The sequence below is a fragment of the Vicingus serpentipes genome (assembly GCF_007993035.1).
GTDB lineage: Bacteria > Bacteroidota > Bacteroidia > Flavobacteriales_E > Vicingaceae > Vicingus > Vicingus serpentipes.
In genome coordinates this window covers 15,086-39,050 of record NZ_VOOS01000006.1, presented here as the reverse complement: position 1 = coordinate 39,050, position 23,965 = coordinate 15,086, and the positions used below count along the sequence as shown (strand labels likewise).

21 protein-coding genes are annotated in these 23,965 nt (G+C 31.1%); 9 read left to right on the top strand and 12 right to left on the bottom strand.

What is annotated here, in order from left to right; all coding sequences use genetic code 11:
• Positions 1-37 precede the first annotated feature (37 nt).
• On the top strand, positions 38-1,555 hold the full coding sequence (gpmI, locus tag FRY74_RS11575) for a 2,3-bisphosphoglycerate-independent phosphoglycerate mutase (protein WP_147101785.1): 1,518 nt from the start codon (positions 38-40) through the stop codon (positions 1,553-1,555).
• Between the two features lie 2 nt (positions 1,556-1,557).
• On the opposite strand, the gene FRY74_RS11570 is transcribed toward gpmI, so the two are convergent.
• The gene (locus tag FRY74_RS11570; RefSeq protein ID WP_170228024.1) at positions 1,558-4,515 is read right to left on the bottom strand and encodes a choice-of-anchor L domain-containing protein; all 2,958 of its coding nucleotides are present in this window, start codon (positions 4,513-4,515) and stop codon (positions 1,558-1,560) included.
• 311 nt (positions 4,516-4,826) lie between these two features.
• Between FRY74_RS11570 and FRY74_RS11565 the strand changes: the two genes are divergently transcribed.
• From FRY74_RS11565 to FRY74_RS11545, 5 genes are all read left to right on the top strand, one after another.
• Positions 4,827-6,209, top strand: a complete 1,383-nt coding sequence (locus tag FRY74_RS11565; RefSeq protein ID WP_147101781.1) for a dipeptidase — start codon at positions 4,827-4,829, stop codon at positions 6,207-6,209.
• On the top strand, positions 6,209-6,667 hold the full coding sequence (locus FRY74_RS11560; protein WP_147101780.1) for an LEA type 2 family protein: 459 nt from the start codon (positions 6,209-6,211) through the stop codon (positions 6,665-6,667). The genes FRY74_RS11565 and FRY74_RS11560 overlap by 1 nt, the downstream gene beginning before the upstream one ends.
• A 151-nt stretch (positions 6,668-6,818) precedes the next feature.
• On the top strand, positions 6,819-8,375 hold the full coding sequence (locus FRY74_RS11555; protein ID WP_147101778.1) for a hypothetical protein: 1,557 nt from the start codon (positions 6,819-6,821) through the stop codon (positions 8,373-8,375).
• A 14-nt stretch (positions 8,376-8,389) separates the two neighbouring features.
• Entirely contained in the window at positions 8,390-9,448 is a 1,059-nt protein-coding gene (locus FRY74_RS11550; RefSeq protein ID WP_147101776.1) for a glycosyltransferase family 4 protein, read from the top strand.
• A gap of 92 nt (positions 9,449-9,540) precedes the next feature.
• A complete protein-coding gene (locus FRY74_RS11545; RefSeq protein WP_147101774.1) occupies positions 9,541-11,040 on the top strand; it encodes a hypothetical protein in 1,500 nt (499 codons plus the stop codon).
• 2 nt (positions 11,041-11,042) lie between these two features.
• Here the strand turns inward: FRY74_RS11545 and FRY74_RS11540 are convergent, their stop codons facing one another.
• Positions 11,043-11,330: a hypothetical protein gene (locus FRY74_RS11540; RefSeq protein WP_147101772.1), complete on the bottom strand. Its 288-nt coding sequence runs from the start codon at positions 11,328-11,330 to the stop codon at positions 11,043-11,045.
• Between the two features lie 114 nt (positions 11,331-11,444).
• Here FRY74_RS11540 and FRY74_RS11535 point away from each other — a divergent pair, with 114 nt between their 5' ends.
• Both FRY74_RS11535 and bshA read left to right on the top strand, forming a co-directional pair.
• Positions 11,445-11,960 (top strand): hypothetical protein, encoded by a 516-nt coding sequence (locus FRY74_RS11535; protein WP_147101770.1) that lies wholly within the window; start codon positions 11,445-11,447, stop codon positions 11,958-11,960.
• Positions 11,957-13,090 carry an N-acetyl-alpha-D-glucosaminyl L-malate synthase BshA gene (gene bshA, locus FRY74_RS11530; protein ID WP_147101768.1) on the top strand — a complete coding sequence of 378 codons (1,134 nt, stop codon included), beginning with the start codon at positions 11,957-11,959 and terminating at the stop codon, positions 13,088-13,090. The genes FRY74_RS11535 and bshA overlap by 4 nt, the downstream gene beginning before the upstream one ends.
• Here bshA and murI read toward each other — a convergent pair.
• The 10 genes from murI to FRY74_RS11480 form a co-directional block, all read right to left on the bottom strand.
• Positions 13,087-13,896 (bottom strand): glutamate racemase, encoded by an 810-nt coding sequence (gene murI, locus FRY74_RS11525; RefSeq protein WP_394344903.1) that lies wholly within the window; start codon positions 13,894-13,896, stop codon positions 13,087-13,089. The genes bshA and murI overlap by 4 nt on opposite strands.
• A gap of 58 nt (positions 13,897-13,954) precedes the next feature.
• Positions 13,955-14,467, bottom strand: a complete 513-nt coding sequence (locus FRY74_RS11520; RefSeq protein WP_147101766.1) for an OmpH family outer membrane protein — start codon at positions 14,465-14,467, stop codon at positions 13,955-13,957.
• A gap of 42 nt (positions 14,468-14,509) precedes the next feature.
• On the bottom strand, positions 14,510-15,052 hold the full coding sequence (locus FRY74_RS11515; RefSeq protein ID WP_147101764.1) for an OmpH family outer membrane protein: 543 nt from the start codon (positions 15,050-15,052) through the stop codon (positions 14,510-14,512).
• Positions 15,053-15,106: 54 nt separating this feature from the next.
• Positions 15,107-17,590, bottom strand: a complete 2,484-nt coding sequence (bamA, locus tag FRY74_RS11510; RefSeq protein WP_147101762.1) for an outer membrane protein assembly factor BamA — start codon at positions 17,588-17,590, stop codon at positions 15,107-15,109.
• A 3-nt stretch (positions 17,591-17,593) separates the two neighbouring features.
• A complete protein-coding gene (locus FRY74_RS11505; RefSeq protein WP_147101761.1) occupies positions 17,594-18,337 on the bottom strand; it encodes an isoprenyl transferase in 744 nt (247 codons plus the stop codon).
• A 52-nt stretch (positions 18,338-18,389) separates the two neighbouring features.
• Positions 18,390-19,085, bottom strand: coding sequence for a type IX secretion system protein PorG (porG, locus tag FRY74_RS11500; RefSeq protein WP_170228023.1), 696 nt, complete (start codon positions 19,083-19,085; stop codon positions 18,390-18,392).
• A gap of 52 nt (positions 19,086-19,137) precedes the next feature.
• Entirely contained in the window at positions 19,138-20,064 is a 927-nt protein-coding gene (locus FRY74_RS11495) for a DUF6089 family protein (protein ID WP_147101757.1), read from the bottom strand.
• Between the two features lie 102 nt (positions 20,065-20,166).
• Positions 20,167-21,042: an NAD kinase gene (locus FRY74_RS11490; RefSeq protein WP_147101755.1), complete on the bottom strand. Its 876-nt coding sequence runs from the start codon at positions 21,040-21,042 to the stop codon at positions 20,167-20,169.
• A gap of 39 nt (positions 21,043-21,081) precedes the next feature.
• Positions 21,082-22,485, bottom strand: coding sequence for a BamA/TamA family outer membrane protein (locus FRY74_RS11485; protein WP_147101753.1), 1,404 nt, complete (start codon positions 22,483-22,485; stop codon positions 21,082-21,084).
• An 11-nt stretch (positions 22,486-22,496) separates the two neighbouring features.
• On the bottom strand, positions 22,497-23,159 hold the full coding sequence (locus FRY74_RS11480) for a CBS domain-containing protein (protein ID WP_147101751.1): 663 nt from the start codon (positions 23,157-23,159) through the stop codon (positions 22,497-22,499).
• A gap of 70 nt (positions 23,160-23,229) precedes the next feature.
• Between FRY74_RS11480 and FRY74_RS11475 the strand changes: the two genes are divergently transcribed.
• Positions 23,230-23,943 (top strand): pyridoxine 5'-phosphate synthase, encoded by a 714-nt coding sequence (locus tag FRY74_RS11475; protein ID WP_147101749.1) that lies wholly within the window; start codon positions 23,230-23,232, stop codon positions 23,941-23,943.
• Positions 23,944-23,965: the final 22 nt, after the last annotated feature.

Sequence of the window (23,965 nt, the reverse complement as noted above, 5' to 3'; positions counted from 1 at the left end):
TTTGAATAGTTAACTTTGTATTCTAAATTTTTTGAAAATGAGTACTAAAAAAGTTGCCCTTTTAATTCTTGATGGTTGGGGATGCGGAAACAAAACTAAATCTGACGCTATTTTTAATGCAAACACGCCTTTTTATGATAGCTGTTTGCAGAATTACCCAAACTCATTTTTAAAAACTTTTGGAGAGCATGTTGGCTTACCTGAAGGTCAAATGGGAAATTCTGAGGTTGGCCATTTAAATATTGGCGCAGGACGGGTAGTTTATCAAGACTTTGCAAAAATTAATAAAGCAGTAAAAGAAAACACCATTAACGACAACCCAACTTTGATTGCAGCTCTTAAACATGCTGAACAAAATAATGTTAATGTACATTTTATAGGGTTGGTTTCTAACGGAGGGATTCACTCTCATCAAAAGCATTTATACCGTTTATGTGAAATAACAAATAATTACGATGTAAATGGTTATGTTCATGCTTTTACTGATGGTAGAGATTGTGATCCAAAAAGCGGATTAGACTTTATTAAGATTTTAGAAAAAAAACTATCTGGAACTAATTGTGAAGTTGCTTCGGTGGTTGGTCGTTACTATGCAATGGATAGAGATAATCGTTGGGAAAGAATTAAATATGCTTACGATTTAATGGTAAATGGAATAGGAGAACATTCAAATAATCTTACCCAAAGTATTGAAAAATCTTATGCTAACAATGTAACGGATGAATTTATAAAGCCAATAGTTAAAGTTGACGAAACTGGAAATGCAATTTCTATCATTCAGCCAAATGATGTAGTAATCTGTTTTAATTTTAGAACAGATAGATGTAGAGAAATTTCAATTGCTTTAACACAAAAAGATATGCATGAACAAAACATGCACACACTTCCTTTGTATTACGTTACCATGACTAATTATGATAAAACGTTTAAAAACGTTCATGTAATTTATGATAAAGACAATTTAGCAAATACACTTGGTGAAGTTTTAGAACAAAACAATAAAACCCAAATTCGTATTGCTGAAACAGAAAAATACCCACATGTAACCTTTTTCTTCTCTGGTGGAAGAGAAAAACCATTTGAAGGTGAACAAAGAATTTTGGTGAATTCTCCAAAAGTTGCAACCTACGATTTACAACCAGAAATGAGTGCTGAAGAAGTTACTACGTCTATTATCGAAGCAATACATAAAAGCGATACTGACTTTATTTGCCTAAACTTTGCAAATCCTGATATGGTAGGGCACACAGGGGTTTATTCTGCTATTGTAAAAGCAGTAGAAAAAATTGATAATTGTGCCCAACGTGTTGTTGAAGCTGGATTAGAAAATGATTACTCATTTATTATTATTGCTGATCATGGAAACGCTGATTTTGCAATAAATGATGATGGCACTCCAAATACTGCACATAGCACTAATCTTGTTCCTTGTATTTTAATTGATAAGGATTATAAGACATTGAAAGATGGGAAACTTGGTGATATTGCGCCAACAATATTAAAATTAATGAACATTAATGCTCCTAAAGAAATGGATGGAGTAAGTTTAATTTAAAACTACCTCATTACATTTACAATTCCTCTTTGTTCAATTTCTTCTCCATCAAAGTTAATTGCTTTGATGAGATAAACATAGGTGTCATTTTTTACAAATTCCCCTTTATAACTTCCATCCCATGAAATTTCTATATCATCAGAATAGAATATTTCATTTCCCCAACGATTAAAAATGTAAATCTCAAATTGGTCTATACCCATTCCTTTAATAAAAAACACATCATTAATTCCATCAATATTTGGGGTAAATGCATTTGGAACATAAAAATAAATATCCGGTTTTATCGTTTTCGTAATTTCATCAGTACAACCAGTTATATCCCTTACAAATAATGAAACAGTCTGTTCTCCTTGTGTTAGGTATGTATAAATTGGATTTAAAGCATTTGATGTATCCTGAAATTCAAATGTCCATAAATGATAAACAATATCGGTAAACGAAGAATCATGAAATTCTACTGTATAATCTGATAAATATTCATAGTTAAAGTTTGCTGTAGGATGCATTTCGTCAAGCGTAATATTTGCTGTTAAATAGTTATTACATCTATCATAAACTACAACATCGTAAGTGGATAACTCATTTACTTTTACTGTTATTGAGTCTGTTGTTCCTAATCCTTTCCAATCATAAATATAGTGGCCTGCACCTCCTTGTGCTTCAACTCCAATTTTAATTTCATCACCTCTACATACTAATGTGTCATTAGTTACTTGTATCGAAAATGGAGGATAAGAAGGTAATGCAACAGTTACTGAAATTGAATCAGTCATTAATGCACAAGTATCTGTTACAACAAAACTATAAACAGTTGTTGAATTAGGATAAACATTGATATTGTTACCTACATAAGTGCTTAGTCCATCAGACCAATTAAAAAATTGAGCAGCAGTATCTCCACCTTTAACAATAGCAGACAAAACTGCTAAATCACCAGGGCAAGCAATCATTAATGTTCCTGTATTTATTACATCTAATGAATCGAAAGGAGGAACTGAAACTAAAATAGTATCAACTATGGTTTTACACAAATCTTGTATTTCAACCCAATAAGTTGAATTTACCAAAGGGCTTACAACTATAGTATCTGTAATTTCTCCAGTACTCCAATCATAAGTAACTGGTCCAATATTGTTTGAGACTGTTGCACTTAAAACTACAATTTCATTAAAACAATTAATAGATTCATCAGGTATATCAACATCTATCCCTGAAACATCAACTGTAATAACAATCGAATCTTGTTGATAAGAACCACAACTATCTTCAGCAGTAATAAAATAAGTTGTTGTTGTTAATGGTGTAGCATCTATTGAAAGAGCGTTTGTAATTCCATTACTCCAAGAATAGTATGAACCAACACCTCCACTTATTTGTCCTGCCACATTTACTGTTAATCCCGAGCATATTGTTGTGTCAAGAGTTAGTATTTCAACAAAAAGTGAATCAAAGTTTGGAACAAACACTTTTACTGAGTCTGTTGCAGTATTTCCACATACATCAGTAGCCAATACATAGTACATTTGCGTTGAGTCTGGACTAACAGCTAGTGAATCACTTTGAACACCTAATGGCATCCAATCAAAAGTAAATCCTCCAATACCAGCTCCACCAATAGCTGAAGCATAAAGTATTAATGAGTCTTGAGGACAATACTTCCCTAAACTGTCTGGTGTCGTAGTTATTATCGGAGAAGGATCAATATATGTTACTTCTGCACTATCAGTTACTGAGTAAATACCACATGTATCAGATGCTGTTACACTATAATGAGTTGTTAAAGTAGGGCTAACCCATATTGTATCAGAGGTTTCACCTGTTTCCCAAAGAATATTAACTCCAGCAATAGGGTCAACCCAAACAGGGACAGAATCCGACAAACAACTAATTGAAGTGTCTGATACAACTAAATTAAATTGTGGATAATCTGCGATATAAAAAGTAATAACAGATGTATCTGTAATCCCACAAATTGTTTGTATTAGCTCAACATTTACTTGTTCATATGGTTCTGCAATTCCATCGTTAATTGCATTGAATGATAAAGTAAGGGTATCTTCCCCTGGAAGAAAAACTATACTATCAGCACTTACAGAATAATCTGCACCTGTAACACTTCCATAAATATTATAATAAAAAATAGAAGTGTCAGTATCGTCACTACGAACAAAATCGATAAATGCTGTACCACAACCCTCATATAAGAGCGAATCACCATTTGCAACATCAACATTTGAACTTAAAGTCACTGTATTACTTGAAAAACTTCCGGCCTCTAAAAAAACACCTGAATCCCATGAAGTATCTGATGCATCTGCTATAGCAATTTTTATATGATATAATTCACCACACTGAACAGCAGATACAGCAGTTAAAACTGTTGTATATCCATCAAACTGAATAGTTTGCGCCGATGTAAAAGGGGTATTGTCAAAATAATATGAAGAATTTACATTTTCATTTACCGAATTTATAGATATAGGTGTTGTTGTTCCTGGTATCAATGCAATATTTGCAGCGCCTCCAGAAAATCCTCCAACAACTCCAGGACCACTTAAAAAAAAGCCAAAAACATCATTAATTGAATTAACATATTCAGGATATTCTTCCGATCCAAAAACATATTTAAACTTTACTGTATCACCAGTAGGAATAAAATCGAACTCTAAAATTGCAGCATCATTTGTTCCAATTCCTGAGCCTTCTAAAATATCTAAATCAGAATCACCCAAACCAAAATTACCCCCACCTAGCTCCTCACTACCAGAATTATTAGGTCCTAAAGCTACATTAACATCTCCAGTAGAAAGAATAATACCATTAGTCAAACCTAAATAAGGTGTTGTTCCTGTAGCATCAAACTCGCCTATTTGATTAAAATCTCCTGAAAAAGTAACATTTGATACAGTAACTCCCGAACCAACTAATATGTTTTGTACATATTGTGTAGGTGTCATAAGTCCTGTATTAACAACTAGTTGAGCCTTTGTGAATACAAAACTAAACAAGATGAATATTGATATTAAAATCCTTTTAATCATGAAGTTACAAAAGTATTGTTAATAGATACTTAAAACAAAAAAAGAAGCCGAAAGGTTGGATTATTATAATTTTTATTAAATCTTAAATTGGATTCCTATTTATTTAAATATTCAGCCAAATATTAACTATTTGTTATTTTATTTAAATCAATTAAAAAGAACATTTGATTCTTATTAAAATAAATATTGAATGTATATTTGTTTTTAGACATAAAACTAAGATCTAGATGAAAAACTATATACAAGAAAACAAGAAAAGGTTTATTGATGAATTAATTGAATTACTAAAAATACCTTCAATTAGTGCCGATTCAAACTATAGTGAACAGACTTTTAAAACTGCCGAAGAAGTAAAAAATAGCTTAATCGCTGCTGGTGCAGATAACGCAGAAGTATGTCAGACAGCTGGCTATCCTATTGTATATGCAGATAAAATTATAGACGCTAATTTGCCTACTGTTTTAGTTTACGGTCATTATGATGTTCAACCTGCTGACCCAATTAATTTATGGGACAGTCCTCCCTTTGAGCCAGTTATTAAAGCAACGGAACTACATCCTGAAGGAGCAATATTTGCTCGTGGAGCTTGTGACGATAAGGGGCAAATGTATATGCATGTTAAAGCATTTGAAACTATGATACAGACAAATTCTCTTCCTTGTAATGTTAAATTTATGATTGAAGGAGAAGAAGAAGTTGGTTCTGAAAATTTAGGAACTTTTGTAAAAAACAATAAAGAAAAATTAAAAGCTGATGTGATTTTAATTTCCGACACAGGCATTATTGCTAATGATGTACCTTCAATCACAACAGGATTAAGAGGGTTAAGTTATCTTGAAGTTGAAGTAACTGGTCCGAATAGAGATCTACATTCAGGATTATATGGAGGAACAGTTGCAAATCCAATAAACGTGCTTTCTAAAATGATTGCTTCATTAACCGATGAAAATAATCATATAACTATTCCTGGATTTTATGATAAAGTTGAAGAATTAAGTGCTACTGAAAGAGCAGAAATGGCAAAAGCACCAATATCTGACGAAACTTATATTAATTCATTGGATATAGCTGCAGTTGAAGGAGAAAAAGGTTATTCTAGCCTTGAAAGAGTTTCTATACGACCAACTTTGGATGTTAATGGAATATGGGGAGGGTATACTGGAGAAGGTGCAAAAACTGTTCTTCCTTCAAAAGCTTACGCTAAAATTTCTATGCGTTTAGTTCCTCATCAAATTTCTGATGAAATAACAGAGCTATTCTCAAAACATTTTGAAAGCATAGCTCCAAAGTCAGTTAAAGTAAAAGTAACTCCTCACCACGGAGGGACTCCATATGTTACTCCAATAGATTTTGCCGGATATAAAGCTGCTAAAAGCGCAATGGCTGAAACTTTTGGAATTGACCCAATACCAGTTAGAAGTGGAGGAAGTATTCCTATCGTTGCACTTTTCGAGGAAGAATTAGGATTAAAATCTGTTTTAATGGGGTTTGGCTTAGATTCTGATGCTATACATTCTCCAAACGAGCATTATGGTATTTTTAATTACATCAAAGGAATTGAAACAATTCCTTTATTTTACAAATACTTCACTGAAGAATTCAAAAATTAATGAATAAAATATTTTCTTTTTTAATTCTTCTTACACTATGCTTTTCGCTTTATTCTTGTATTGAATACAAAGAGGTGGAAGTTATTGATGTTTCTGATATAAGAGTAAAATCATTAACTACTTCTGCTGTAGAAATTGAATTCAAAATGCAGGTTAACAATCCGAACAACTATAAAATAAGTGTAGTTGATTCTGATTTAGAACTTTTTATTAAGAATGAAAAAATTGGATCCGCTAAAATTCAAGATAAAATAGTTTTACCTAAAAAATCGAATAAAAAACACACTATTGTTGTTGAAACTGGATTAAGCGATATGCTTTCAGGAGCAATTCCTGTTTTAATTGGTTTAATGTTCGATAAGAATATAGAACTTCAAGTAAAAGGTGATATAAAAGCACGAGCAAAACAATTAAGCAAATCGTTTCCTGTTGATTTTAAAGAGCGAGTTGAATTGTAATTGATAATTATTATATTTTTTAAAGAAAGTAATTTACCTTTACTCAAAAGAAAAGCAGGTAAACGGAAATACTCTGATATTCGTATTAAAAATATGAATCGTAAAAAGGATAATTTTTTTTGCTTAAGTATTCTAGCTGCTTGATTACAAAATGAATAAAAAATTAATACTCATAATATTTCTAATTATTGGCTTTGTTGGTTTTTCGCAACAACAAAACCTACCTTTAAATAGGGAGTTTAATTTAAGTAATTATAAAGCTTTTGATGATTTTAAATCATCGACTCATACTTCATCACAACCAATTATAGAATCATTTATTAATGTTGACGATTCATTAACTTGGCTATCAGATTCAGAAAAAAATAACTACTTAATTAATGTTTCTAAATCAGCAAAAAAGCCTCGAAACTTTTTTAAATGGATGGGACAATCATTGTTACATCAAAACTTTTTGGTTTTAGACACAGGTAATTTTTATTTAACTGTTGACCCACTTTTAAATGCTGAATTTGGAGTTGACCAAGCAGACAAATCAGCCAATAAACAAAACATTTACACAAACACAAGAGGATTATTAATTAAAGGAAACATCGGGACTAAATTTTCATTTTTAACTGCTGTTTATGAAAATCAATCTTTTTATCCTAATTACATCTCTGATTATGTAAGAGAAACTGGAGTTGCTCCAGGGCAAGGTAGAGTTAAAAATTTCAAACAAAACGGATTTGATTATGCTTATTCTTCATCTTATATTTCTTACACTCCCTCAAAGTTTTTAAATTTACAGTTAGGTAACGGTAAAAACTTTATTGGCGATGGGTATCGTTCATTGTTACTTTCAGATGTTGCAACTAATTACCCTTACTTAAAAGCTACTGTTTTATTTGGAAAAGATAAATTTCAGTTTACTAAACTTCATGCTTCACTAACAAACCTTAACAGAAGACCTATTGGTTCTGTTCCTGAAAGTTTATTTCAACGTAAAAGCATGTCCACTCATTATTTAAATTGGCTGACAACAAAATGGTTAAACGTAGGTTTATTTGAATCAACTATATGGCAAACTGAAGACTCCACTGGAACTTTACCTTTTGAATACAGACAGTTAAACCCAATTCCTTTTGTAAATACCATATCTACTGGATTCAATAAAGCTGACCATTCTATTGTTGGGTTAAATGTTAAAATTAAATTACCTTTTAAAACTGTTCTTTATCACCAAACCGTTTATGATGGTAAGCAAGATGAAACACAGATTGGGCTACAAGCAGGATTAAAATTCTATGCCGTTAAAAATTTAACATTACAAGCTGAATATAACACTGTATCGCCTTCTACTTACCAAGTAAATAGTAATACACTACAAAATTACGATCATTACAATCAAGCCCTTGCTCACCCATTAGGAACTAATTTTAATGAAATTGTTGGAATTGCGAATTACAAATACAAAAGATTATTTACTCAAGCGAAGATTAATTTAGCAGAATATAACACTACTGTTTCTGGTTCTTTGTCAGAATATGATGCAACATTAACAATTCTTCAAGCACATTTGGGTTACGTTATTAACCCTAAAACTAATTTATCTTTTATTATTGGAGCAACAAACAGAATAGAAAAAACAGCTATTTCTGAAGATAAAACAAACTATATTTATTTCTCAATTAAAACATCATTACGAAATTTATATTACGATTTTTAATATACAAATGAATCATGGCAATATTATTATTACCCATACTAACCTCTTTTATGATTGTGCTTTTAGCAACACCATCTTTTATTACGGTTGCTAAAAAGAAACATCTATTTGACGAGCCTTCAGAGGCAAGAAAACTTCACACAGAAAGTACCCCTTCTATGGGTGGGATGATGATTTTTGCTGGCACCTTATTTTCCTTTTTGTTATGGTTACCTTCTAAAGAAATTGGTGTAATTAAATTTTTAGTACCAGCAATGCTAATCATGTTTTTTGTAGGGATGAAAGATGATATAATCGGAACAGCTCCAGTAAAAAAATTAGCCGCAAACCTTTTTGTTGCATTTATTATGGTTTTAATGGCAGATGTTAGATTAACAAGTTTACATGGCTTATTTGGAGTTAGAGAGATTCCAGATTGGGCAGGTATAATGCTTTCTGTTTTTACTTACATTGTAGTTATCAATGCTTTCAATTTAATCGATGGTGTAGATGGTCTTGCTTCTGGTGTTGGGTTAATTGCTTCTACTCTATTTGGGTTTTGGTTCTATTTTGCTGGCGACTTAAATTATGCCGTAATATCTTTTGCATTAGCTGGAGGATTATTAGGATTTTTAATTTTCAATTTTAATCCTGCTAAAATATTCATGGGCGATTCAGGTTCGCTTACAATTGGATTTTTAATTGCTGTTTTAGCAATTGAGTTAGTCGAATTTGATTCAACATTGGTTTTACCAGAAGCAATAAACCATATTTCTAAACCAATTTTAGCAATGTGTATATTAGTTTATCCTTTAACAGATACTATTAGAGTGTTTACACTTAGAGCAATGAAAGGTATCTCTCCATTTACCGCTGATAGAAATCACATTCATCATAGATTAATCGACCTAGGTTTATCACACAAACAAACTGTAATAATAATTTACATATTCAACTTATTAGTAGTTGGAGCTTGTGTTGCAGCTCAAGAATTTAATCCAAGTTATTCCTTTTTTGTAATAATTTCAGCAGTACTAATAACTGTTCAAATTCCATTTTTCTTAACCCTAAAAAAAGCATCATCAAAAAAATAATATACATATTTCCCCTATTAACATTTCTTTGCTTTACCGATTCAGTAAAGTCTCAGAATTACAATGTTTCTAATAATAGAACTTTAGAACTTTTGTTTAAAAAACAGATCGATACTGCTCCAAATTCTCATCCAAGTATACAACCTTATTCAGCAAATGAGTTAAATCAAAATTTCAATTATGATTCAACCATTTACAATTTAAATGTAAACACCAATTCTGGATTTGTTAAGGTATTAATGAATTCTGACAAGCCTAACACATCTATTGAAAAAGAGCTAGCAATCTTAGCTTCACCAATTATTAACCTTGGAGCTGGTATAGAAAAATCACAAACTACATCTAGAAGTTTAAATGAATTAGCTTTTGGATTAAATTTTAAAACTTACATAGGCAAAAAGTGGAGTGGCCAATTTGCTTTTATTGCTGATAAATCGAACTATCCAAGCCATATTGATTTGCTTTTAAAAACACAAAATACTGGTCAAGGTTATGGTTATACAAAAGATAACCAAGCTATGTATTACCAGGGAAACTTAACTTTTACGCCGAACGATATTTTCACAATACAAGCAGGTGTAGGAAAACATTTTATTGGTGATGGATATCGTTCATTATTATTAAGCGACTATGCCAATAGCTACCCTTATTTAAAAGTTACTGCCAACATTTGGAAAATTAAATACATGGCCTTGTATACTAACTTTCAAGATATAAATTACTCTAGTGGTAATTATTCAGACTACCGACAAAAATTTGCTACCATTCATTACTTAAGTTATAATGCAACAAAGTGGTTAAATATCGGCTTTTTCGAAAGTATAATTTTTCAAGCACAAGAAGATAATTATTACAGAGGTTATGACTTAAACTACTTAAATCCGGTTTTGTTTTTACGTCCAGCTGAGTACCATCAAGGCTCAGCTGACAATGCCTTGCTTGGTGGAAGCTTAAAAGTCAGAATCAAAAAGAAAAATATTCTTTATAGCCAATTACTGTTAGATGAGTTTTTATTAAAAGAATTAAGAGATAATAATGGATGGTGGGCCAACAAATATGCGATTCAATTAGGATTTAAATCTTACGATTTTTTAGGTATTAACAATTTAAAAGTACAAGCCGAATATAATGTTGTTCGTCCTTTTACTTATAGTTATTACCAAGATGCAAGCACGTTAAATACATTGCAAAATTATGGACATTTTAACTCTCCATTGGCTCATCCTTTAGGAGCTAATTTTAATGAAGTTGTTGGAGGTATTACTTACAATAATAAGCGTTGGATTTTTGAAGCTATGACTTCTTTAGCATCAGTTGGGTTGGATAGCAATAACTTTAGTGTTGGCCAAAATATTTATCAACCTTACAACAATAGAGAACAAGATTATGGATATAACACAGGAGGAGGAATTAACACTAAAATCATGAACAACTCACTAAAAGTGTCGTTCGTATTAAATCCTGAAATGCAAACAATTATACAGCTTGGAGTAAATAATAGAACTGTTAAAAATGATTATTCAAATAGCTCTACAAATTGGATTTCTTTTGGAATAAAAACAGCGCTAATTAATCAGTACTTCGATAACTAAAATTACCTAAACAAGTAATAGTAAGCAAGACCGGTTAAAATCACAATATAAAATAACACGCGGTAATTAAATCCTGTTTTTTGTCCTCTATTATACCCCCAACTTTCTCTTAAATTAGATCGAAAAACTTCTCTGTCTGTCTGTGCTGATTTTTCAGAACTTACTTCTCTCGAAATTCTATCGTAACGCTCCTTCATTTTTTCTTTTCGAGCATCGTAATAACGTGGCTCAAAATAAAATTGATCTGGTTTTTTTGATTTAAAAAAAGAAGGGATTTTAGGCGTTTGCATAATTCGTTATTTTATTAAACTAACGGTGTTTGAGCTTTTGTATTGCGCTATAATTTTATACAAAGTTACTAAAGTTTTAAAATATTAATTGAAGTAAAATCCTAACTTTAAACCATGAATTTTAAGTCCTTGTTAGAAAGCGAGCATTCAAAAACTACAACAAATTTAATTGTAAATGAAATTTGTGAGCATCCAGAAAAAATGGATGAACTAATGAAAATTTTTGTAGAAGGACCCATTAGAACAACTCAACGAGCAGCTTGGCCTCTTGGTTTTATTGCAGAAAAAAAGCCTAATTTATTGGCTAAATATTATGACATTTTTATAAATGAACTGCATAAACCAAATAACCATGATGCTGTTACCAGAAACATTCTAAGAGCTTTGCAATACACAAAAATCCCTGAAAAACACCAAGGAATAATTTTAAATCGGTGTTTTGAATTTTTAAACGATGTTAATCAACCTATAGCAATTAAAGCATTTAGTATGACTGTTGCCTACAATTTAAGTAAACAGTATCCTGACATAAAAAACGAATTAAAAATAAGCATTGAAAACCTTATACCACATGGCAGTGCTGGTATAAAAAGTAGAGGCAATAAAATATTAAAACAAATAAATAAATGAATATAGGAATAGTGTGTTACCCAACATTTGGAGGTAGTGGAGTTGTTGCAACAGAGTTAGGAAAAGCTTTAGCTAGCAAAGGTCATAATGTTCATTTTATAACTTATCAACAGCCGGTTCGATTAGATATTTTTTCTGAAAACATATTTTACCACGAGGTAAAAGTATCTGACTACCCTTTGTTTGATTACCAGCCTTATGAACTGGTTTTAACCAGTAAACTAGTTGATGTAGTTAAATTTGAGAAATTAGATATTTTACACGTGCATTATGCAATACCTCATGCTTCTGCAGCATATATGGCACAACACATTTTAGCAAATGAAGGCATAAACATTCCTTTTATTACTACCCTTCACGGAACAGATATAACCTTAGTGGGTAAAGACGCCTCTTTTGAACCGGTAATTACCTTTGCCATAAACGAATCTAATGCTGTAACTGCTGTTTCAGAAAGCTTAAAGCAAGATACCTATGAGCATTTTGATATTAAAAGAGATATACACGTTATTCCCAACTTTATTTGTTTAGAAGAGCAAGTTTTCAAAGGTTGTGTAGATAATTTAAAAAAATCGTTTGCTCCTAATGACGAAAAAGTACTGATGCATATTTCCAATTTTAGAGAGGTAAAGCGAGTACAAGATGTTATTAAAATTTTTGATATTGTAAGAAAGCAAATTCCTGCTAAATTAATAATGGTTGGTGATGGTCCTGAACGACATAAAATGGAAGAACTTTGCCGCGAATTGCACGCTTGCGATGCCATCAAATTTTTAGGAAAAGTAAAAGATACCGAACGTATTTTAGCTGCTTCCGATTTATTTTTATTGCCTTCACAAACAGAAAGTTTTGGATTGGCAGCTCTTGAAGCCATGGCAGCTAAAGTACCTGTAATTTCTACCAATACTGGTGGATTGCCTGAAGTAAACAAGCAAGGTTTTTCTGGTTTTTTAAGTAATGTTGGTGATGTAGAAGATATGGCTAAAAATGCTTTATCAATTTTAAAAGATGAAAATACCTTAACCACTTTTAAAAACAACGCTTTTGCTCAAGCTCAATTGTTCGACATTAAAAAAGTATTACCAATGTATGAAGAATTATATTTGAGTTTAATTAATGAGAATAATTAAAACTCTTCAAAAAAAACCTTATTGGTCTTCACCTCATTTTGGGTTAAAAATTGGGTTAGCAATAATAGATTAGCATTAGTATAAAAATAATTTTCAGTTATTTTTGGTTGAGCCAATAACAACCCATTTTGTTCTAAAATGTTTTTAGTTTGCTTGGCAACTGCAATACCTGAATCAATAATATTTATATGCTCGGGTATTATTTTTTTAATAATAGGTATTAAAAAAGGGTAATGCGAGCAACCTAAAACAATGTTATCTACATCAGCTTTAATCATTGGAGCTAAATAGTTTCGTAAAAGCTCTTCTGTTTCGTTTATTCGCCCTTCTTCTATTAATTGCACCAATCCTGTTCCTACAACTTCAACAAAGTCTTTAGAGTCTCTAAATTGGTTAGAAGTAGAAATAAACAGTTCACTACTTAATGTTCCTTTGGTTGCTAACACTCCAATTTTATGTGTTTTACTTTGTAAAGCTGCTGGTTTTATTGCTGGCTCAATTCCTATAAAAGGCACATCGTAATTTTCTCTTAATATTTTTATTGCATTGGTAGTCGCCGTATTACATGCTACTACAATAATTTTACACCCTTTAGTAATTAAATATTCCGTATTCTTTATGCTAAAAGAAATTATTTCATCTTTTGATTTTTCACCATAAGGTGCATTTTTGTTGTCGGCCAAATAAATGGTTTGTTCATTTGGTAATAAGGCATGTAATTCCTTCCAAATAGACAATCCTCCCAAACCAGAATCAAAAAGTCCAATTGGCGATTGCGAATTAATATTTAGATTACTTGTATTCAAAATATAAGACAAAAAAAAATCCCGACTAGTTAGCCGGGATTAATTTAATCAAATTTTCTTATTGAATGCTCAATTTTTTCTTAACCAAAGGTAAAATGTCATCACTCTCTACAGAATATAACACAACACCTACACTACTATCCAAAACGTAAGTAAAGTTTCCTTCTTTAGCTACAGCATCAATTGCTTCTTTAGCTTTATCAATAATTGGTTGTAATAAATCTTGTTCTTTTTTCTGTAAATCCGCTTCAGCAGTTTGTTGAAACTCAGTAATTCTTCCTTCTAAATCAGTAATTTCTTTAATTTTAGATTTCTTAATCACTTCAGTCATCACATCTTGTTTTGTCTGAAATTCAGCAACTTTAGTTTCGTATTCTTTACGCATTGCTTCTAAAGTAGCTCTTAACTGGTTTGCGTGGTCTTCTAATTCTTTTTGAATTGTAGCTCTTTCAGGCATTGCTGATAATAAGTCGTTTGAGTTAATGTGACCAATTTTAGTTGTTTTTTGACCAAACGCTGCTGTAGATAAAGCTACAACTGCTACTAATACTATTAATTTTATTGCTTTCATATCTGTTATTCTTTTTAAATTCAAGTTTGTAAATATATATTATTATTTAGATTCTCCCGGTTTGTATCCCATCTTTTTTAGCACGGCATCACTCTTGTTGTATTTTGCATTCGAAAATAAAACTGTTAACCCGCTAGACTTATCAAAAACGATATCTAAGCTACTAATGTTAGCTACATCTTGCACCGCTTGATAAACTTTGTCCTGAACTGGTTTAACCAACTCTTGGCGCTTTTGAAAAAGTTCGCCTTCAACACCAAATTTTAATTTTTGATATTCTTTTGCTTCTTTCTCTTTTTTGATAATCTCGTCTTCTCTCTTAATTTTCATGTCTTCTGTAAGCAAAATTTGCTCAGCCTGATAGTTTTTATACATCTTATCAATTTCAGAATACCTTCTTTCTAACTGCTTTTGCCACTCAATAGATAGTTTATCTAACTCTTCTTGTGCTTCTTTGTATTCTGGAATATTACTCAATATGTATTCAGTATCAACATAAGCAAACTTTTGAGCTGATGCTGATGTTGCTGAAATAAATAATAATGCTATTGCTAATGTTTTTACTACTTTTTTTACGTTTTTCATAACTTGTTCCTCCTAATTTTAAACTCAATTTACATGAGTCGATTTAACTTAAAATTACCAGCCGTTAATATTTCCACCTATACTAAAGTGTATTTCTGTACGACTGTTAGGGTCAGTTCTTCCAGGTATTTGATCAAATCTATACCCCCAATCTAATCCAAGCATTCCGAAGAAAGGCATGTAAATTCTTACACCAAAACCTGCCGACTTATTAACTTGAAATGGATTAGCTTTACTAAACTCACTCCATGAGTTACCAGCCTCTCCAAAAACCAGACCATAAATTGTAGCTGAGGGATTTAAGGTAACTGGATAACGCAATTCTGCTGTATATTTTGAAACAACTCTAGCTCCTGTAGTTGGAGATAAATCACCACTTCCAAACCCTCTTAAAGCTATAATCTCTCTACCATCAATTGCAAATCCAGATAAACCATCACCACCTAAATAAAAACGCTCAAAAGGCGATTCTAAATCAGCATTATAACTACCTAAATAACCAAATCCAGCTTTTGTATTTAAAACCAAGTTACCTACAAGTTTAGAAAACCATGAAGTTTGGAATTTCCATTTATGATACTCTGTAAACTTATATTTCTCTTGAGCACTCATGTTTTCATAATCAGTATCCTTTGATCTAAACATCGAGTAAGGAGGCGTTAATTGTAATGTTAAGGTAGTTTGAGAACCCGTTCTTGGATAAATTGGATTATCTACCGAATTTCTAGATAAAACTGTCTTAAAGCTCAAGTTATTTGCAAAACCATCAGAGAATGCAAAAGTTGAAAAATATTGATTTAGGACATAATATTGGTAAGAAACTTCGTTGTAAAGCGTAAAAAAATCATCCGGAAATTTAAGTCTTCTCCCTAAACCAAGTGAAGCACCATAAATCTTAATTCGTTGCAAATCTTCAGCATTAGTTGCCCCATTAGATTGAACTTGATGAAATAAACTAAAACTCAATGAATTTGGTTTTCTTCCTCCTAGCCAAGGCTCAGTAAATGAGAAACTATATGACTGGTATGATCTACCACTTGTTTGAGCTCTTAAACTTAATTTCTGACCATCACCAGCAGGTAAAGGTCTCCATGCATTTCCTTTAAAAATATTTCTTGCAGAGAAATTATTAAATGAAACTCCTAATGTACCGATTACTCGGCCACCACCCCATCCACCAGAAAGTTCAACTTGATCAGATGGTTTTTCTTCCACAACATACTCAATATCAACCGTACCATTTTCAGCATCAGGCTTAGGGTTTACACCTAAAGTTTCTGGGTTAAAATAACCTAATTGAGCTAATTCACGTTGAGTTCTAATAATATCTGAACGACTAAACAATTGACCTGGTCGGGTTCTAATCTCTCTTCTAATAACATGGTCGTTAGTTTTAGAATTTCCAATTATTGTAACATTATTAATTCGAGCTTGTTTACCCTCGTAAATTCGCATTTCTAGATCAATAGAATCATTATCTATTTTCACTTCAACTGGACTAATATTAAAGAATAAATACCCATCATCTAAATAAAGAGAGCTAACATCTCTTCCATTTTGATTCATAAACAAACGATCATCCAATATTTTTTTATTGTAAACATCTCCTGATTTAATATCCAATATTCTATTCAATTCTGTAGAAGAATGAATTGTGTTTCCAACCCATTTTACATCTCTAAAATAATATTGACGCCCTTCATCTAAAGTAATATCAATACTAACTAACTTGCTATTTATTTTATAAACCGAATCTATTGAAATTTTAGCATCTCGATAACCTTTTTCATTATATTTTTCAATAACATTATTTTTTTCAGACTCGTAAGAGTTTGGTATATACTTTGATACTGAAAAAATATTATAAAATCTTCTTCTTTTTGTATCTTTAAATCCCTTCCTTAGTTTTTTAGATTTTATTGAAGGATTATTGTAAAAATTTATATCCTTAATCTTCGTTCTTTTATTAATTTTTACTTTAATATTTAGGGTAATATTATTTGCAAAAGAGGTATCTTTCTCTTGTGTAATTTCAACTTGAGTATTTAAGTATCCTTTATTTAAAAAGTAATTTTTTACTTTATTTTGAGTAGATAAGATAAGATTTTCCGTTACAACTTTACCCCTAATTAAACCAATCTCTTCTCTTAAATCTTTTTGCTTCCCTTTTTTAACTCCTTCAAACTTATACTTTGATAATCTAGGCAATTCGGTAATACGTATTTCTAAAAATATTTTATTCCCTTCAACCTTATTTACAACGAGCTTTACATCAGAAAAAAGTTTTTGCTCCCAAAGATTTTTAATTGCTTTAGAAATTTTATCACCTGGCACTTTCAATTGATCTCCAACTGTCAACCCCGACAATGAAATTATTGCGTCAGTATCAAAAAATTGTGTTCCTGAAACAATAACACCGCCTATTTCATATTCCTTTGGATTAGCATAGCTAATATCTTCTAAATCAGAGTTAATAGAAAACTGTGCAGAAGAGTAAAAAGGTATAAGGAGTAATATTGTATATAAAATATATTTCATCTATTAATTTGATAGTTGATCGCTAGTAAGTCCGAATCTTCTCTCTCGCTTTTGAAAATTAACAATTGCCTCAAAAAGATCTTCTTTTCTGTAGTCAGGCCACAATTTATTTGAAAAAAAGAATTCTGCGTAAGCAATTTGCCAAAGTAAAAAATTACTAATTCGGTGCTCTCCACTAGTTCTTATTAATAGTTCAGGATCTGGAATCGTTTTAGTTTCTAGATAAGAATCAAAAACAGCTTCATCAATTTCATCAATATTAAGATTATTATCAACTGCATCTTTAGCTATAGACTTGACAGCTTTCAGTATTTCCCATTTAGAACTATAACTTAAAGCTAAAATTAAATTTAAACCAGTGTTATTTTTAGTTAATTCAGTAGCTCGTTCTAATTCTTTATTGCAATTATTAGGTAAACTATTTAAATCTCCAATAGTTGTAAGTTTTACACCATTTTTATGAAGTGTATCCACCTCTTTGCTAATTGTATTAACCAATAATTGCATTAATGCTGTTACTTCAAATTTAGGCCTATTCCAATTTTCAGTTGAAAAGGCATAAAGTGTTAAGTGCTTCAATCCAATTTCGCCAGCTCCTTCAACAATATTTCTAACTGAAATAACTCCATGCTTATGCCCATAAACTCTAGGTTTATTATGCTCTTTAGCCCATCTTCCATTCCCATCCATAATTATTGCTACATGCTGAGGAAGCTTAGTTCTATCTATTAAATCTTTGAAACTCATTTACTTTAAACCACACATTTTTTCAAAAGACGCAAAGATGGTATTAATAAGCCTATTTTGCAACTGGACATCTATCTCTTTTTGTTAAAATTTTATAATTTAAAGAAATACCAACAAAAGAGTACCAGTCGTTATTTTGAGAATTACTTAACTGATAACCGTTCAAGTAAGTTTCATCAAGTCCATCCAACTTATCTGTAAATGTTTTTCGTATACCCCAATCTATTGCAAGACCTAAGTTTCTAAAAAAATCAAATTTTAATCCAAACCCAAAAGGTATTGAAGGAGCTATTAACGAACTTCCTTTTGTTTCTATTCCTGAAGTCATATTTTTAACACTTGGTTTTACCTGAAAGGCAGCTATACCAATATAAACAAAAGGGGTAAACGGAGAGGTATTGTAATTGTTAATTTGATAGGGTAAAAAGTTAAACTCTAAAACACCTGAAGCCTCAAGAATAGAAGAAGAAAAAGACAACTCTCGAAAACCACTCCAGTCAGAACTATTCATTTTATCTTCAGCTGCTAACTTCCCGTAATTTGCACTTAATCTTAAAGCATATCGCTTACTCCAATTTTTACGATATAAAACACCAATAACTGGTCTAGGTTTATTAACAAATGGAACTCCAGGGTTTAATTCTCCTAGGTAATAAGTTGTACCACCAAACATGCCTATTTCCACATGCTGACTTTTAACAAACCCTCCAAATAAAATAAAAAATAGAAATAAAAATGATATCCGCATAACTGTTTAGCAGTTAATAACGCTTAAAAAGACAATTAATTGCACAGATTTTTTAGAATTTAGGAAGATTTCTTCTTCTTCTTCCAATCTTGTAGTTTAAAGAAATTATCCCCATCATATAAGCATCGTTATCACTTTTATCACCTCTTTGCTGAGGCTCTGTATAACCTCCTTCGTTATACAGCCCTGAAGGATCATGAAAATACAAAGCTTCTTCGCCATAAGCTTCTGCTATGGCTAGAGGAGATTTGTCTCCATCAGAATAATAAACATCACTAACATCATCTATATAATCAGAAAATGTTTTTCTCATACTCAATTCCAATCCAATAGTCCACATTCCTTGTCTAGTGTTGCCCCCAAGATTTCTTCTTATCCCTATACCATATGGTACAACCACAGTAAATCCGCTATAATCTTTTGGTCCACCAGGTAGTCCTTGACCTTCTGTATTTAAGTTTTTTAACGAAACCCAATCACCTGCTTGGTTTCTTGATTGTGGATTGAACCAAATTCCACCAAGACCTCCAAAAACATAAACTTCGAATCTAAACCAAGATTTTCCTCTAACCCCTCTTAAACGATATAAATGTCCACTTTTTTGTTTTACAAGCATGTATTCTAACTGCCCTGAAAGCTCTAATATATGGGATCTAAAACTCAATTGACGTGCGTTTCTTGCTGGTTCTTCCGTTAATGCATCATCACCACTAACCATTACGTAATTAAAGTTACCTCTTGCAAACCAACTTTCTCCTAATTGGTAACGATAACCTAATACAGCTCCCATCCTTGTTGCTCTAAGCTCAAAATCCTGAATTCCGTTCGTTCCAACTTGATCTCTACCTCCTAAATCTCCCAAAAAGTTAGTTGCTCCTAAACCAAAAGAATATTCAACACGATTACGCTTCCATTTTTGAGCGTTCGTCAAGACTGGTGTAAGTAAAATTGTTATTAGTATAATAAAAATTCTTTGCATTTCTTTTCTTAATTCATTATAAATAAGACCAATGGCAAATATATTACTTTATTTGCTAAACATCCAAAATTATTCTGTTGAAACATGAAATTTAACGTGAATTTAATTTCTTTTGTCAACACCCCACATTAACTTATTACGGAGGGTACTTAAATAATCGTGGCCCGTTAATCTAATTAAAGAAATTTGGTTTTTTGACTTTTTAATTTTTAACTCTGAAGAAACAGCTACTGATTCAGATCTAGAATCTAAGGCAACCAAAAAATTATCAGTTCGCCCTTCAACTTTAAGTGTTAATTCAATATTATCTGGAATTACTAAAGGTCTCACATTTAAATTATGAGGAGCAATTGGAGTTATTATAATATTACCAGAATTTGGCAATACTATTGGTCCATTACAACTGAGCGAATATGCAGTTGATCCAGTTGGTGTAGCAATTATTAATCCATCAGCCCAGTATGTATTTAAAAAGTTGCCATCTAAAAAAGTATGTATTGTAATCATTGATGATGTATCTTTTTTTTGCAATGTAACTTCATTCAAAGCTAAATTATATTCAAAAAAAGGATTTTCATCCATCTCTAAGCTGAGTAATGTTCGAGTATCAAGATAAAACTCTCCTTTTTTAAGGCTGTCTATTGCAAAATCTATTTCATTTGTCGCTATGGTAGATAAAAACCCCAAACGTCCTGTATTAATACCCATTACAGGAATTTCTTTTTCGCGAACTAAAGTTGTTGTTTCTAATAAAGTTCCATCTCCTCCTATGCTAAATAAGAAATCAATACCAACTAAATCGAAATGAGAACTAAATTGCTGAACAGAACTATGTAAATCTATTTTATTTGTTAGAAAATTATAAAAATGACTAAATACAAAAACTTCGATATTACTAATCAATAGTTTATTCAATAATTCTTGAACAAAATCAAAATGTTTTTCAGGTAGTTCTCTACTGTATATTGCTACTCTCACGTTAAATTGCTTTGTAATTTGAAAATTAATGAAATGTTTTTACAAAGGAGCTATAAAGTGTATAAACAACCCTTTTTCATTTAATCTATTAATTGAATACTCTAATCTAAAAACCATATCGTAATAACTCACAAAATCTATTGAAGCTCCTCCACCATAAAGCCAAGCATCATTTAAAAAATTAGGGTTGGTTGTGGTTTCATTTTCACTAACATAACCTGCATCAAAATAGGCTCCAATATAAATTGAAATTGGTACTTTATTAAACTTATCAAAAGGCAAAGGCTTTATTTTAAATATTTTATCTTCAATTAAACCATACCTCATTTGAGTTTTAAACAATCCAAAATGATTTCCATTTACTACATAATATTCGTACCCTCTAACCAATTGATTTTGATAACCCAATCCACCTAACAAGCCATAAGGCACTTCCGTAAATGAAACTTTACCTTTAACTAATCCTGCCCAGTAAGTTTTATGCGCAAGTTTTATAAATTTTCGATATCCAATCTTTAAGTAAGAGTTATTAATTTCTTTATCTAAAACTCCTAATCCATTTTGAGTTAATTGAAAATCATAAAAATAACCCTGAGTTGGATAAGCTTTGTTATTTCTCTTATCTCTTTTAAGATAGTAAGTTGCACTAAAAAAATCGGATTGATTGTTATTTCTTGATAAAAGCTCACTGTTAAAAAACAAGACAGAATCTACCAAATCTACACTTGTGTAAGAAATTTGAAAACTATGACTATTGTAAAGTTTTGGTCTTAGTACATAAGATAAACTTGTGTTGATTTGCTTTTTCACATAACCGTTTTCATCCTTGTAAAAGAGGCGTAAATTATTTAACGTGTTGTAGTTTATCTCTCTATTTCTACTGTAACTGAATGAAACATCTAATCCTTGTGTTTGCTTTTTATTTACATAAGGCACACTATAATTAAAACCTATTTTTTCCGTGTATCCCCCTTGCAACTTAAATGTCAGCCGTTCTTTTCGTCCTCTAAAATTTTCTTTTGCAACATACATCCCGTAGTTTACCCGATCCATATCTTTATCAATCCACCAGGTATTAAAGTTAGTTTCTTGAATTTCGAAAATAGGAAGTGGCCACCAATACCAGCGTTCTTCAACTGTGATGTAAAATGATAAAAACGTATCATGAAAATAAGCAGTTTCAATCGTAACGAAGTTGAATAAAGAAGTAATAAAAAGATTACTCCTAGTTCGCTCTATTATTTCCGTTAAATTTTCAGGATTAATAGTATCCCCAACACTAAAGGGTAATTCTCTTAATATAATATGCTCTTTGGTTGTTTTGTTCCCAATAATTTTTATTTCGGAAACAATATTTAAGGCAGGTAAATTTTCTTGAGCAATACTTATATGGCAAGCAAAAACAAGTAAGACAAAAATAATTTTCCTGTAAAACGAACTCAAGACTAAGATTTTTAAGGATTTAAAAATCTCATGAACTCATCATATCTATTTTTTAAATCTTCGTGATATTCACTTTCGTTATAAGAAGCCGTAACAGTATAGCTAAATCTATCAAAAGTGTGAAGTATTCGTGTAATATCAGTTTTATTAATCTTTAAAGTAACCTCCATTTTAGTCGATTCTTTATGTGAAGTAATAAAAGAAGCCAATATTTTAGCATCATCAGATTCTACAATTTTAGCGATTTCAGCCAATGAATAATCTTTAATATTTAACTCCAAAGTTATTATACTTCCTGCATTATCTATCGAAACTGTTTGCGCAAAAAATTCAATAATTGCTTTAATAGTAATTAAACCTAAAAATTCATCATCACTATTTAAAACGGGTAATACATCAACATCATTTTCTACCAACTGAGAAATAGCTTCAAACAAATGTTGATGCTGATAAATAAAAGGTTTTCTAAAATTAAGATTGTAAGTACTTATCTTATCTTCTAAGTTATTTCTGTCCAACACATCCGACTCTTCTATAATACCAACATATTTTCTATCATGAATTACTGGCAAATCTTTCACCTTAAATTCTTCCATCCATTCTAATGTCTTTTCTCCACTATCTGAAAGTTTTAATGGAGGTATGTCAAATGATATTAATTCTGATGCAGTCATATTTTTTATTCAATAAGTTTTACCTTTGTTTGTAAAACGTACAATCTTACTCAAAAGTACAAATTATACTATGACAAAATTAAGTGTAAACATTAATAAAATAGCAACTATAAGAAATGCGAGGGGAGGAAACCTTCCTAATCTAGTTCAAGTTGCTAAAGATTGTGAAAAATTTGGCGCTCAAGGAATTACTATTCATCCTAGACCAGACGAAAGGCATATTCGATATCAAGATGTTTATGACTTAAAAAAAGTAGTAACCACTGAGTTTAATATTGAGGGGTTCCCTAACACTCAATTTATTAATTTGGTGTTAGAAAACAAACCAGAACAAGTAACTCTTGTGCCAGACCCTCCAGGAGTTTTAACATCTAATGCTGGTTGGGATACACTTAAGCAAAAAGACTTTTTAAAAGAAGTGATTAAAGAATTTAAACAGAACAACATTAGAACTTCAATTTTTGTTGATACGCAACTAGTTAATATTGAAAATGCAATTGAAACTGGAACTGATAGAATTGAATTTTACACAGGTCCTTATGCCGAAGATTTTCCAAAAAATAATGAGATAGCTATTGCTGAGTATGTTAAAGCAGCTGACTTAGCAAATAGTTTAGGTCTTGAAATTAATGCTGGCCATGATTTAAATCTGGAGAATCTAAATTACTTTAAAAACAATATTATTAACCTTAAAGAAGTTTCAATTGGACATGCTTTAATTTGTGATGCATTGTATTTTGGGTTAGAAGAAACCATAAAAAAATACTTATCTTGTTTGAAATAATTTTTTAAATATGAAAACCTTA

Excerpts from the sequence above, each read along its gene's own strand:
- gpmI (WP_147101785.1), top strand. The coding sequence starts at position 38 with ATGAGTACTAAAAAAGTTGCCCTTTTAATTCTTGATGGTTGGGGATGC.
- FRY74_RS11570 (WP_170228024.1), bottom strand. The coding sequence starts at position 4,515 with ATGACACCTACACAATATGTACAAAACATATTAGTTGGTTCGGGAGTT.
- FRY74_RS11565 (WP_147101781.1), top strand. The coding sequence starts at position 4,827 with ATGAAAAACTATATACAAGAAAACAAGAAAAGGTTTATTGATGAATTA.
- FRY74_RS11560 (WP_147101780.1), top strand. The coding sequence starts at position 6,209 with ATGAATAAAATATTTTCTTTTTTAATTCTTCTTACACTATGCTTTTCG.
- FRY74_RS11555 (WP_147101778.1), top strand. The coding sequence starts at position 6,819 with ATGAATAAAAAATTAATACTCATAATATTTCTAATTATTGGCTTTGTT.
- FRY74_RS11550 (WP_147101776.1), top strand. The coding sequence starts at position 8,390 with ATGGCAATATTATTATTACCCATACTAACCTCTTTTATGATTGTGCTT.
- FRY74_RS11540 (WP_147101772.1), bottom strand. The coding sequence starts at position 11,330 with ATGCAAACGCCTAAAATCCCTTCTTTTTTTAAATCAAAAAAACCAGAT.
- FRY74_RS11535 (WP_147101770.1), top strand. The coding sequence starts at position 11,445 with ATGAATTTTAAGTCCTTGTTAGAAAGCGAGCATTCAAAAACTACAACA.
- bshA (WP_147101768.1), top strand. The coding sequence starts at position 11,957 with ATGAATATAGGAATAGTGTGTTACCCAACATTTGGAGGTAGTGGAGTT.
- FRY74_RS11520 (WP_147101766.1), bottom strand. The coding sequence starts at position 14,467 with ATGAAAGCAATAAAATTAATAGTATTAGTAGCAGTTGTAGCTTTATCT.
- FRY74_RS11515 (WP_147101764.1), bottom strand. The coding sequence starts at position 15,052 with ATGAAAAACGTAAAAAAAGTAGTAAAAACATTAGCAATAGCATTATTA.
- bamA (WP_147101762.1), bottom strand. The coding sequence starts at position 17,590 with ATGAAATATATTTTATATACAATATTACTCCTTATACCTTTTTACTCT.
- FRY74_RS11505 (WP_147101761.1), bottom strand. The coding sequence starts at position 18,337 with ATGAGTTTCAAAGATTTAATAGATAGAACTAAGCTTCCTCAGCATGTA.
- porG (WP_170228023.1), bottom strand. The coding sequence starts at position 19,085 with ATGCGGATATCATTTTTATTTCTATTTTTTATTTTATTTGGAGGGTTT.
- FRY74_RS11495 (WP_147101757.1), bottom strand. The coding sequence starts at position 20,064 with ATGCAAAGAATTTTTATTATACTAATAACAATTTTACTTACACCAGTC.
- FRY74_RS11480 (WP_147101751.1), bottom strand. The coding sequence starts at position 23,159 with ATGACTGCATCAGAATTAATATCATTTGACATACCTCCATTAAAACTT.
- FRY74_RS11475 (WP_147101749.1), top strand. The coding sequence starts at position 23,230 with ATGACAAAATTAAGTGTAAACATTAATAAAATAGCAACTATAAGAAAT.